This is a genomic window from Nocardioides sp. YR527, from assembly GCF_900101045.1.
In the GTDB taxonomy this organism is placed as follows: domain Bacteria; phylum Actinomycetota; class Actinomycetes; order Propionibacteriales; family Nocardioidaceae; genus Nocardioides.
This window is the reverse complement of the sequence record NZ_FNFN01000002.1, coordinates 172,053-184,320: the sequence shown is the minus strand read 5'-3', so window position 1 is coordinate 184,320 and position 12,268 is coordinate 172,053. Positions and strand designations below refer to the sequence as shown.

Here is a 12,268-nt window from a genome sequence, read left to right as displayed (position 1 = left end):
TGGATGTCACCTTGATTGTTGTTCGGTCCGCGCGGGGTCGCCCGCGAAGAGTTGCAGGAGCCGGGCCGCGACGCTGACAGCGATCGTGGCCGGCTCCTTGCCGCCGAGATCTGGGAGCCCGATGGGCGTGGTGATGCGGGCGATCGCCTCGGGCGCGTGGCCCTCCTCGGCGAGCTTGGCCCGGAACCGGCTCCACTTGGCGCTCGAGCCGATCAGCCCGATCGACCCGAGATGCCCGGCACGCAGAGCCGCGTCGCACAGCGCGGCGTCCTCGGCGTGGTCGTGGGTCATGATCAGGACGTGGGTGCCCGCGGGCAGCTCGCCGATGACGAGCTCGGGAAGCACCGGCACCTGGTGGACGTGGACGCCGGCGACGGCGTCCTCGAGCCCGCGGAGCTGGTCGGGCTCGAGCTGGGCGGCTCGGGAGTCGACCAGGTGCAGCTCGAGATCGTGGCGGGCCAGGATGCGGGCCAGCTCGACCCCGACGTGGCCCATCCCGAAGACGGCCACGGACGGCACTACGGGCAGCGGCTCGAGCAGCAGCTCGACCTCGCCACCGCAGCACTGGACGCCGTGCTGGTAGGGCGCCTTGTCGGAGAGCGACACCTTCAGGCTCTCCGGGGTCGCCAGACCGTCGGTCAGCATCGCCCGGGCGCGCTCGATCGCGACCGCCTCCAGGTTGCCACCACCGACGGTGGCCCAGGTGCGGTCGGCCGAGACGACCATCTTCGCCCCGGCCTCGCGCGGCGAGTGGCCGCGTACGGACGTCAGGGTCACGAGTACGCCGGGAACGCGCCGCTCACGCAGGCGTTGGACGGCCTTCAGCCACTCCATGTCAGCACCTCCTCGCGAGGCTCCGTCGCGGGTTCGACAGGCGTACGTGCTCGGTCGAGCGCCCAATAGACGGCCTCGGGCGTTGCGGGCGAGGCCAGGTCGACGCTGGTGCCGGCCGGCCCGAACGCGGCGGCCGCCTCGCGCAGCGCCTCGCGGACCGACAAGGCCAGCATCAGCGGAGGCTCGCCGACGGCCTTGGAGCCGTAGACGGCGCCCTCCTCGTGGGCCTTCTCGAGCAGCTTCACGCGGAAGTCCTCGGGCATCTCGGAGAAGCTCGGCAGCTTGTACGTGCTCGCTGCCTGCGTCGCCAGCCGGCCCCGGTTCGGTCCGTCTGAGGTGTCCCAGCGCAGGTCCTCCAGGGTCAGCCAGCCGGCGCCCTGCACGAAGCCGCCCTCGATCTGGCCGATGTCGATCAGCGGGCTCAGGCTGTCGCCGACGTCGTGGACGATGTCGACGCGCCGCAGCGTGTAGGCACCGGTGAAGCCGTCGACCTCGACCTCGGAGGCCGCGACCCCGTTGGCGAAGTACTTGAACGGCTCACCCCGCATGACGTTGGGGTCCCAGTGCAGGCCCTCGGTGCGGTAGAAGCCGGCCGCCCACAGCTGAACCCGCTGGTGGTAGGCGGCGTTGACCAGCTCGTTCCAGCCGATCTCCCCTGAAGCGGGGGAGAGGCCGTGGACGACGCCGTCGTCGAAACGTACGTCGCTGGGGCTGATCCCGAGACGGCCGCCGGCGACCTGGGCGAGCCGTTCGCGGATCTGCTCGCAGGCGTTCTTGATCGCGGCCCCGTTGAGGTCGGCGCCGGAGCTGGCCGCGGTCGCCGAGGTGTTGGGCACCTTGTCCGTGCGGGTGGGGGCGAGGCGTACCCGGGACAGCGGCAGGCCGAGCGCGGTAGCGGCCACCTGGAGCATCTTGGTGTGCAGGCCCTGGCCCATCTCGGTGCCGCCGTGGTTGATCAGCACCGAGCCGTCCTTGTAGACGTGGACGAGGGCGCCGGCCTGGTTGAAGGCGGTGAGGTTGAACGAGATGCCGAACTTCACCGGCGTCATCGCCAGGCCCCGTTTGGTGTGCGGGTGGCGAGCGTTGAAGTCGGCGATCTCCGCGCGGCGGCGGGCCACCTCGCCGGACTCGGCGACCTGGTCCCAGCAGGCCGCCAGGCGGTCGGCCTGCTTGACCTGTTGGCCGTACGGCGTGGTCTGGTCCTGCTGGTAGAAGTTGCGGCGGCGCAGCTCGAGCGGGTCGATGCCGAGCAGCGGCGCGCACCGGCCGAGCAGGTCCTCCATGACGAGCATGCCCTGCGGTCCGCCGAAGCCGCGGAAGGCGGTCTGCGAGGTCTTGTTGGTGCGCGCGACCCGGCCGTCGACACGGATGTTCGGCACCCAGTAGGCGTTGTCGATGTGGCACAGCGCGCGGGCCAGCACCGGCTCGGAGAGGTCGAGGCTCCAGCCGCCGTCGGCGGTGAGCGTGGCCTCGAGGCCGACGATGTGGCCCTCGTCGTCGAACCCGGCGCGCCAGGTGCTGTGGAAGCCGTGGCGCTTACCGGACATGGTGATGTCCTGGGTGCGGTTCAGGCGCAGGCGGACCGGCCGTCCGGTCAGGGTCGCGCCGAGCGCGGCGATGGCCGCGTAGCCGTGCGGCTGCATCTCCTTGCCGCCGAACGCGCCACCCATCCGCAGGCACTGGACGGTGACCTCGTGGCTCGGTACGCCGAGCACGTGGGCGACGATCTCCTGGGTCTCCGACGGGTGCTGGGTGCTGCTGTGCACCAGCACCTGACCACCTTCGTCGATCAGGGCGAGCGAGACGTGGGTCTCGAGGTAGAAGTGCTCCTGGCCCGCGAACTCGAACTCGCCCTCGAAGACGTGGGCGGCGTTCTCGATGGCCGCGACGGCGTCGCCGCGCTCGAGGTTGCGCGGGGTGCCCTGGAAGCTCTCGGCGGCGATCGCCTCCGGCACGGTGACGAGCGACGGCAGCGGCTCGTAGTCGACCTCGACCGCGGCCGCGCCCAGCCGGGCCGCCTCCTGGGTCTCGGCGAGCACCCAGCACACCGCGTGGCCGTGGAACATCACCTCGGTCGGGAAGAGCGGCTCGTCGTGCTTGACGCCCGCGTCGTTGATGCCGGGTACGTCCTCGGCGGTCAGCACGCGGACGACGCCCGGGACCTCGTGGGCCGGGGCGGTCCGGAGCGCGGTGACCAGGGCGTGCGTGTGTGGGGCCTGGACCGGCCAGGCGTGCAGCGTGCCGGCGATCCGACCGACCAGGTCGTCGGTGTAGAGCGCCTCGCCGGAGACGTGCAGCGCGGCGCTCTCGTGCGGGAGCGGGATCCCGACGGTCGGGTTGTCGGGGCGTTCGGACAGGGCGCTCATGCTGCGGCCTCCTCGGATGTTGACCGAGGTATCTCGGTGTAGATGCAGTTCCTTCGTGGAGTTCCGCGAAGGCAGTGACCGTTCACCGAGGTACCTCGGTGAGCATTCCGCGGGTCACTCATGCCGACACCTCCTGGCGGTGGGTCTCGGGGTGGGTGTGGAACAGGCGCAGCAGCGACTGGCCGAGCATCGCCGAGCGGTAGGACGCGCTGGCGCGGTGGTCGTCCATCGGGGTTCCCTCTCCGGCCAGGACGGCCGCGGCGCGGCGTACGGTCTCCTCGGTCCAGGGCCGGCCGACCAGCGCGTCCTCGGTGGCGACGGCACGCAGCGGAGTTGCGGCGACGCCGCCCAGACCGATCCGGGCGCGGACGACGGTGCCGTCGGCGACCTCGAGCGCGTACCCCACGGCCACGCTGGAGATGTCGTCGAAGCGGCGCTTGGCGATCTTGTGGAAGCCGACGAGCGGGGCCAGCGGCAGCGGGAGCCGTACGCCGCGGATCAGCTCGTCCGCGGCCCGGACCGTCTCGCGATAGCCGGTGAAGTAGTCGGCCAGCGGGACGACCCGCTCGCCACGGGGCGAGGCCAGGACGACGTCGGCGTCGAGCGCGAGCAGCGCCGGCGGGGCGTCGCCGATCGGGGAGGCGGTGCCGATGTTGCCGCCGATCGTCGCGCCGTTGCGGATCAGGCGCGAGGCGAACTGTGGGAAGAGCTCGGCCAGGAGCGGGACCCGCCCGTCGAGGCGACGCTCGATCTCGGTCAGGGTGAGCGCGGCGCCGATCTCGATCGTGTCGTCGCCGACCGTGAGCGAGCGGAGCTCGGGCAGCCGGTCCACCGCCACGACCAGCGGCGCGCGCCGGCCGCGGATGTTGACCTCGACGCCCCAGTCGGTCGAGCCGGCGACCACCTGCGTCTCCGGCCGCTCGGTGAGCAGGGTGAGGGCCTCGGCGAGGGTCGCGGGGCGTACGAACTCGGCGCCGTCGACGGCGATCCGGGTCGGGCGCGGCGCGGGCGGTGGTGCTTGACGACGGGCGGCGAGCGCGTCGTCCTCGTCGGGTGTGCCCAGTGCGTACGCGGCGTCGCGGATCGGCCGGTAGCCGGTGCAGCGGCACAGGTTGCCGCTCAGGGCGTGCAGGTCGACCCCGTTCGGGCCGTGCTCGTGGTCGCACGCCTCGGCCTCGGCATCGGCGCTGCGCCCGGGGCGGTAGAACTCCGCGGCCAGGCTGCAGACGAACCCGGGGGTGCAGTAGCCGCACTGCGACCCGCCACGTACGGCGAGCTCCTGCTGGACCGGGTGTAGGTCGCTGCTGGTGCCGAGGCCTTCGCTGGTGACCAGCTCCTGGCCGTCGAGCGCGGCGACCGGGACCAGGCAGGCGTTGACGGCGGTCCACTCGGTCGCGGTGTCGGTGCCGGGCCGGGCGACCAGCACCGAGCAGGCGCCGCACTCACCCTCGGCGCAGCCCTCCTTGGCGCCGGTCAGGCCGCGGCCTCGCAGCCAGTCGAGGGCGGTGGTGTGGGTGGCGACCCCGGTCAGGGGGACCTGGTCCCCGTTGACGGTGACACAGGGGGCGCTGGGCGTGGTCATGGCTGGCTCCGGATCGGGTTGCGGGTGCGGGCGCTGTGGATCGGGTTGGCGTCACGCAGGAAGTCGTCGAAGCGGTGGCCGGCGATCTTGGCGATCTCGATCAGCGCGGCGGCGTGCTCCTGCCGTTCGCAGTTGCCGAGCCGCGACCGACCCTCGGCGAGGATCCGGTCGAGCGAGTCGGAGTCGCGTACGGAGATGACCAGCGGGAAGCCGAACCGCTCGTGGTAGGCGTCGGTGAGCGAGGCGAGCGCCTCCTGGTCCGGCTCGGCCAGGTGGGTCAGGCCCTTCGAGGACTGGTCGCGCAGCGACTCCTCGCCGACCATCCCCTCCGAGACCAGGCGCGAACCCAGCTCGGGATAGGCCTCGATCAGCTCGCGCTGCTCCTCGGCGGAGCCGCTGAAGAGGGCGTCCTGGAACGCACGGCGCAGGGCGTGCGTGTCGGCGAACGGACGCTGCTCCCAGGCCCGCTCGACCATCCACCGCGGTCCCTGGAAGAGACCGTCGAACGTCTCCACGAACTCCGTACGTCCCATCTGGTTGACCTGGTCGAGCCGGACGCCCTCGCCGGGCTGGCCGGCGACGGCGGGGCCGTAGTCCGGGCCGACGTGGTGGAACAGGATGTTGAGCGCGATTGCGGTGAGGCTGCCGAGGGTGATGCCGCTGCCGAAGATGATCTCGGCCCATCCCGGGACGGCCTGGGCGACCTCGGGCTGCGCGGTGACGTACATCGCCAGGCCGACGCTGGTCGCCACGATGACCACGTTGCGGTGGTCGTGGAAGTCGACCTTGCTGAGCGTCTGGAAGCCGACGACCGCGACCGTCGCGAACATGGCCAGGGCGGCGCCGCCGAGGACCGGGTGCGGGATGCCGGCGACGATCGCGCCGACCTTCGGGAGGAGTCCGATGAACACCATGATCAGCCCGGCCGTGGCGACGACCCAGCGGCTCTTGACCCGAGTTAGCCGGACGAGCCCGACGTTCTCGGCGAAGCAGGTGTAGGGGAAGGAGTTGAAGACGCCGCCGATGGTGGTGGCCAGGCCGTCGGCACGCAGGGCGCGGGCGATGTCGGTTCGGCCGATCCGCTTCTCGACGATCTCGCCGGTGGCGAAGACGTCACCGGTGGTCTCGACGGCGGTGATCAGCATGACGACGATCATCGACACGATCGCGGCGGCGGAGAACTGTGGCCAGCCGAAGTGGAACGGGGTGGTCACGCCCACCCAGTCGGAGCCGGCGACCGCGTCGAAGTGGGCGTCCCCGAGAGCCCACGCGACGAGGGTGCCGACGACCAGGCCGACGAGCACGGCGACGGTGGCCATGAAGCCCTTGAACACGCGCTGGATGATGACGATCAGCGCCAGGGTGCCCAGGGCGTACGCCAGGTTGCGACCGCTCGTGGGGTCCGAGGTCGGGCCGGCGCCACCGGTCGCGTCCGCGGCGGCGACGGGGAGCAGGGCGATGCCGATGATGGTGATCACCGAGCCGGTCACGACCGGTGGGAAGAACCGGATCAGCCGGCTGAAGTAGGGGGCGATGAAGAAGGTCGCCAGACCGGCCACGATCACCGCGCCGTAGATGACGAGCAGCCCGTCGGTGCCGCCTCCGGCCGCGAGTCCGATCGCGATCATCGGCGAGACGGCGGTGAAGGTGACACCCTGCAGCAGAGGCAGGCGTACGCCGACCTTCCAGAAGCCGACCGACTGGATGATCGAGGCGATGCCGCAGGTGAACAGGTCGGCGTTGATCAGATGGATCAGCTCCTGCTGACTCAACCCGATCGAGTTGGCGAGCAGGATCGGGACGATCACCGCTCCGGCGTAGAACGCGAGCACGTGCTGGAGGCCGTAGACGGCGAGCTTGGGCGCCGGGAGCACCTCGTCGACGGGGTGGGTGGGGCGGCCACCGTCCTTCTTCTGGGGCCGCATCGACCTCAGGACTGCTCTCGCGTTCATCCTCACACCTTTCTCGGGGCGCCCTGGTGGGCAGGTGAGCTGTGACTCTCACCACAGCCTGGTCTCTCGTGGCCCCGAGCGGCACCCGCCGATCATCCGAAGATGGGGTCTGCGTGGATCTGGGCTTTGTGTGATCCTCCAGAATGCCGCGCGGCCGGTTTCGGAGGGGTTTCTGCGGGGTGAATCTCCGCGCCTGAATCGCGTGTAACACGCTGTTCGGAGCACTGTCCGGTCGTTCCAATAGGGCGAGTAGTACTACGAACGACGTGTTACACGGCCGGGTCAGAGCGACCTGAGGGCCAGAAACACGTCGACGCGGTCCTCCATCGTGGTCAGGTCGCGGCCGGTCAGCTCCTCGACCCGGGAGATCCGGTAGCGCACGCTGTTGACGTGGAGATGGAGCGACTCGGCAGTACGCGTCCAGGATCCGGCGTATGTCAGGAACCGCTCGAGCGTCGGCACCAGATCGCTGCCGGTGCGCTGGTCGTGCTCGAGGACGGGGCCGAGGACGCGCTGCGCATAGGTGCGGCGGATGTCGTCGGGGACGGTGGCGAGCAGGAGTACGTGGGAGGTGACCTCCTCCGAGCTGGACAGCGCCACCGCGCCGCCGCCGGAGCGGGCGACCCGGTGCGCGAACCGGGCCTCCTCGAGCGCACCGGCCAGCGCGTCGATGCCGCTCTCGCCGCTCAGCCCCACCGACAGCGAGCCGCGGACCAGGGCCGGCGCCAACCGGGTGAGCGAGCGGCGCAGCTGGTCGGTGAGGTCCGGACGGGACGGAAGGAACGCGACGGCGCAGCCGTCGCGGGCGCTCGCGACCACCGACGGCCCCAGGCCGAGAGCCACGTCCTCGAGCACCGCGGCGACCGCGTCCGGCGGACCACCCGGCCCGAGCTCCGCCACGGCGAGCACGAGCGGCCGCTCGGGATCGAGCCCGGACTGGCGCAGCCCGGTCGCGATCTCGGCAGGTGAGGCACCGGCCTCCAGGTGGGCGAGGGTCGCCGCCGCGAGGGGGCGCCGGACACGGAATCCCTCGTCGCGCCGGGAGCGGTCCAGCGCGGTGATGGCGCCGAACTCATGGACCATGTCGAGGTCCTCCCGCGGCCAGGTGGTGTGGTCGCCCTCGACCGCCACGGTCCATCCGGTGAGGCGGTCGGCCAGGCCCGATCCGATGGGGAACAGGGAGTAGCTGCGGTCGCCCACCTCGGCCACGGCGGGCAGCAAGTCGGCGGTCAGGAAGCGGCGGGTCAGCGCGTCGACCGTCTCCGGATCGAGCTCTCCGGGACCGGGTACGACATGTCGACCGCTGGCGGTGAGCACCCGGCACGCATGGCCGATCTCGGAGGCCACCCGGGCGGCCAGCTCGTCGAGGCTGCGGCCCGAGGCGATGGCGGAGAGGAGCTGGCGCTGGCGGGCCAGGCTGGCCGACATCCGGGCGCTCGCGCCGGCAGCGCCGGCGGCGGCGACGTACTCGGTCACATCGGCGAACGCCACGTCGCCGGGCACCTCCACCAGGGCGACCTGATGGCGCTGGCAGGCCTGGACGAGGTCGTCGGGAACCGCGCCGAGCAGGGCCGCTCCGGCCAGCAGACAGGTCGCGCCGCCCTCCGCGATCGAGGACACGAAGGTCTCGCTGTCCTCGGGCCCGCGGCGCCAGACCAGCCCGGTGAGGACGAGCTCCCCGCCGTTCAGATAGCGGCCCGGCTCGAGCAGGTCGATCGTGATCGTCCGCCCCACCGGACGCTCCAGCGAGCCCTCCGGGGCGTGCAGGAGTCGCAGGCCCAGGGTGGGCGTCTCCAACAGCTCTGCCAGTAGCACGGTGCCTCCACGGTCCGCAGTCCGTCAGCCGCGTCTTGGAGGAACGTACAACGCCCGCGCCCGTACGCGGGAGGCCGTTGTCGTTTCTTCACCACTTTGCGGCCGAGTCCGAGACGCGGGTTGACGTGACTCCGCTCACATCCTTATATTTCGAATGTCAGAAATCAAATTCCGCAATACGGAAGGAATGGTGTGATGACCCACCAGCTCCGGTACGAGGTGAACTGCTCGATCCTGTTCACCGAGCTCCCGCTGCTCGAACGCCCCGCGGCGGTGAAGGCCGCCGGCTTCGACGCGGTGGAGTTCTGGTGGCCGTTCGCCGAGGCGGTGCCGTCCGACAAGGACGCGGACGCCTTCGTCGCCGCCGTTCAGGACGCCGGGGTGCACCTCGTCGGTCTCAACTTCTTCGCCGGCGACATGCCGGCCGGTGACCGAGGCCTGGTCTCGTGGCCGGCCCGGTCGGCGGAGTTCCGTGACAACATCGACGCCACGGTCGGCATCGGTGAGCGGCTCGGCTGCGCCGCGTTCAACGCCCTCTACGGCAACCGCGTCGACGGCGTCGCCCCCGAGGCGCAGGACGAGCTCGGCGCCGAGAACCTCGCGCTGGCCGCCCGTGCCGCAGCCCGCATCGGCGGCACCGTGCTGGTCGAGCCGGTCAGCGGTGCCGACCGCTATCCGCTGCGCACCGCCGCCGACGCGATCGCGGCGATCGACCGCGCCGGCGAGGCCAACATCGGCCTGCTCGCCGATCTCTACCACCTCGCCGTGAACGGCGACGACGTCGACGCGGCGATCGCTGCGTACGCCGCTCGCATCGCCCACGTCCAGATCGCCGACGCCCCGGGCCGCAACGAGCCCGGCACCGGCGAGCTCCCGCTCGAGCGGCAGCTCGACGCGCTCGAGGCGGCCGGGTATGCCGGCTGGGTCGGGCTGGAGTACAAGCCCACCAAGACCTCGGCCGAGAGCTTCGACTGGCTGCCGCGAGAGCGCCGCAGCGCCGCTACCCCAACCCGCTGACGACCCCGTAGGAGGGAAACATCATGACCAACATCGCCTTCATCGGCCTCGGCATCATGGGCAGCCCGATGGCCGCCCACCTCGTCGCCGCCGGTCACACCGTCGCCGGTTTCGACCACAGCCCCGAGCGCACCCAGGCCCTGGCCGCGGCGGGTGGCCGGGCAGCCGAATCCACCACCGACGCCTGCCGCGACGCCGACGTCGTCTGCGTCATGGTCCCGGACTCGCCTCACGTCGAGGAGGTCCTCGCCGCCGAGGACGGGGTCTTCGACGCCGCCCCGGCCGGCGCCCTGATCATCGACTTCTCCAGCATCCGCCCCGACGTGAGCGCGGCATTGGCCGAGCAGGCGACGGCGCGTGGCTTCCGCATCCTCGACGCTCCGGTCTCCGGGGGTGAGGCCGGTGCCAAGAACGCGGCCCTCTCGATCATGGTCGGTGGAGAAGCCGACGACTTCGCCACCGCGAAGCCGCTCTTCGACACCGTCGGCAAGACCATCGTCCACGTCGGCCCGAGCGGTGCCGGTCAGACGGTCAAGGCGGCCAACCAGCTCATCGTCGCCGCCAACATCCAGGCGCTCTCCGAGGCGGTCGTCTTCCTCGAGGCGTACGGCGTGGACACGAAGGCCGCGCTCGAGGTGCTCGGTGGCGGACTCGCCGGGTCGAGCGTGCTCAACCAGAAGAAGGAGAACATGCTCACCCGCTCCTTCCAGCCCGGCTTCCGGATCGACCTGCACCACAAGGACATGGGGATCGTCACCTCCGCCGCCCGCGAGGCCGGTGTCGTGGTCCCGCTCGGCTCGCTGGTCGCCCAGCTGATGGCGAGCGCGCGGGCCAACGGCGACGGCGGCCTGGACCACTCCGCACTGCTGCGCGGGGTCGAGCGCCTGAGCGGCTCTGTCACCAAGGGAGAGAACTGAGATGGCACGCATGCGCGCGGTCGACGCCGCTGTCCTGATCCTGGAGAAGGAGGGCGCGACCCAGCTGTTCGGCCTTCCGGGCGCCGCGATCAACCCGTTCTACAGCGCGATGCGCAAGCACGGCGGGCTCCAGCACGTGCTCGCCCGCCACGTCGAGGCGGCCTCGCACATGGCCGAGGGCTACACCCGGGCGAAGGCCGGCAACATCGGCGTCTGCATCGGCACCTCCGGCCCGGCCGGCACCGACATGGTCACCGGTCTCTACTCGGCCTCGGCCGACTCGATCCCGATCCTCTGCATCACGGGGCAGGCTCCGGTCGCGAAGCTCCACAAGGAGGACTTCCAGGCGGTCGACATCGCCGCCATCGCCGGACCGCTCACCAAGATGGCGGTCACCGTGATGGAGCCCGCCCAGGTCCCGGGCACCTTCCAGAAGGCCTTCCGGCTGATGCGCGAGGGGCGTCCCGGCCCGGTCCTGATCGACCTGCCGCTCGACGTCCAGCAGGCCGAGATCGACTTCGACATCGAGACGTACGAGCCCCTGCCGATCGCCAGGCCGGCGGCCAGCCGTGCCCAGGCGGAGAAGGCGTTGACGATGATGCTGGCCGCCGAGCGCCCGCTGATCGTTGCGGGCGGTGGTGTGGTCAACGCAGACGCCGCCGACCTGCTGGTCGAGCTCGCCGAGGTCACCGGGGTTCCTGTCGTTCCCACGCTGATGGGCTGGGGCACGATCCCGGACGACCACGCGCTCAACGCGGGCATGGTGGGGCTGCAGACCTCGCACCGCTACGGCAACGCGACCATGCTGGCCAGCGACTTCGTCCTCGGCATCGGCAACCGGTGGGCCAACCGCCACACCGGCTCGGTCGAGACCTACACGGCCGGACGTACGTTCGTGCACATCGACATCGAGCCGACCCAGATCGGCCGGGTCTTCGCGCCGGACTACTCGATCGTCTCCGACGCCCGGGCCGCTCTGGAGATGCTCGTCGAGGTCGCCCGGGAGTGGGTGGGCGCAGGCCGGATCCCGAGCCGTACGTCCTGGGCCGAGGAGTGCGCCGAGCGCAAGCGGACGCTGCACCGCAAGACCCACTTCGACAACGTCCCGATCAAGCCCCAGCGGGTCTACGAGGAGATGAACCGCGCCTTCGGGCCCTCGACCCGGTACGTCACCACGATCGGCCTGTCCCAGGTCCAGGCCGCGCAGCTGCTGCACGTCTACCAGCCCCGGCACTGGATCAACGCCGGCCAGGCCGGCCCGCTCGGCTGGACCCTCCCGGCCGCGCTGGGGGTCGCGACCGCCGTCCCCGACGGCCAGGTCGTCGCGCTGTCGGGCGACTACGACTTCCAGTTCCTGATCGAGGAGCTGGCGGTCGGTGCGCAGTTCAACATCCCCTACATCCACGTGGTCGTGAACAACTCCTACCTCGGTCTGATCCGCCAGGCCCAGCGCGGGTTCGAGATGGACTACTGCGTGCAGCTCGCCTTCGACAACGTCAACAGTCCCGAGGTCGACGGCTACGGGGTCGACCACCTCAAGGTCGCCGAAGGCCTGGGCTGCAAGGCGATCCGGGTGACCGACCCCGCCGATCTCGGCGCCGCCTTCGAGAAGGCCAAGGCTTTGATGGCGGAGTACCGCGTGCCGGTCCTGGTCGAGGTCATCCTCGAGCGCGTCACCAACGTCTCGATGGGTCTCGAGATCGACGGCGTCGTCGAGTTCGAGGAGCTGGCCGAGCGCGGCGAGCACGCCCCGACCGCGCTCGTCCCGCTGGACTGAGGCCGGCC

Annotated in this window: 8 protein-coding genes; 3 read left to right on the top strand and 5 right to left on the bottom strand. The window is 71.2% G+C overall.

The features are described 5' to 3' along the window. Positions 1–6 precede the first annotated feature (6 nt). The 5 genes from xdhC to BLT25_RS05300 all read right to left on the bottom strand — a co-directional run bounded on the left by xdhC (position 7) and on the right by BLT25_RS05300 (position 8,549). Entirely contained in the window at positions 7–834 is an 828-nt protein-coding gene (gene xdhC / locus BLT25_RS05320) for a xanthine dehydrogenase accessory protein XdhC (RefSeq protein WP_091042912.1), read from the bottom strand. Next, positions 822–3,200 (bottom strand): xanthine dehydrogenase molybdopterin binding subunit, encoded by a 2,379-nt coding sequence (gene xdhB, locus BLT25_RS05315; RefSeq protein ID WP_091042910.1) that lies wholly within the window; start codon positions 3,198–3,200, stop codon positions 822–824. The genes xdhC and xdhB overlap by 13 nt, the downstream gene beginning before the upstream one ends. Before the next feature lie 118 nt (positions 3,201–3,318). Beyond that, entirely contained in the window at positions 3,319–4,782 is a 1,464-nt protein-coding gene (locus tag BLT25_RS05310; protein WP_091042908.1) for a xanthine dehydrogenase small subunit, read from the bottom strand. Continuing rightward, positions 4,779–6,734: a 2-oxo-4-hydroxy-4-carboxy-5-ureidoimidazoline decarboxylase gene (gene uraD, locus BLT25_RS05305; RefSeq protein WP_256328464.1), complete on the bottom strand. Its 1,956-nt coding sequence runs from the start codon at positions 6,732–6,734 to the stop codon at positions 4,779–4,781. Before uraD ends, BLT25_RS05310 begins: the two co-directional genes overlap by 4 nt. Before the next feature lie 282 nt (positions 6,735–7,016). Next, positions 7,017–8,549, bottom strand: coding sequence for a PucR family transcriptional regulator (locus BLT25_RS05300; protein ID WP_091042901.1), 1,533 nt, complete (start codon positions 8,547–8,549; stop codon positions 7,017–7,019). A 195-nt stretch (positions 8,550–8,744) separates the two neighbouring features. On the opposite strand from BLT25_RS05300, the gene BLT25_RS05295 reads away from it, so the two are divergent. Genes BLT25_RS05295 through gcl form a run of 3 tightly spaced genes read left to right on the top strand, consistent with a single transcriptional unit; the run spans position 8,745 to position 12,260 of the window. Beyond that, positions 8,745–9,566 carry a hydroxypyruvate isomerase family protein gene (locus BLT25_RS05295; protein WP_091042900.1) on the top strand — a complete coding sequence of 274 codons (822 nt, stop codon included), beginning with the start codon at positions 8,745–8,747 and terminating at the stop codon, positions 9,564–9,566. 23 nt (positions 9,567–9,589) lie between these two features. Beyond that, entirely contained in the window at positions 9,590–10,483 is an 894-nt protein-coding gene (locus BLT25_RS05290) for a 2-hydroxy-3-oxopropionate reductase (RefSeq protein ID WP_091042897.1), read from the top strand. A 1-nt stretch (position 10,484) separates the two neighbouring features. Continuing rightward, positions 10,485–12,260: a glyoxylate carboligase gene (gene gcl / locus BLT25_RS05285; protein ID WP_091042893.1), complete on the top strand. Its 1,776-nt coding sequence runs from the start codon at positions 10,485–10,487 to the stop codon at positions 12,258–12,260. Positions 12,261–12,268: the final 8 nt, after the last annotated feature.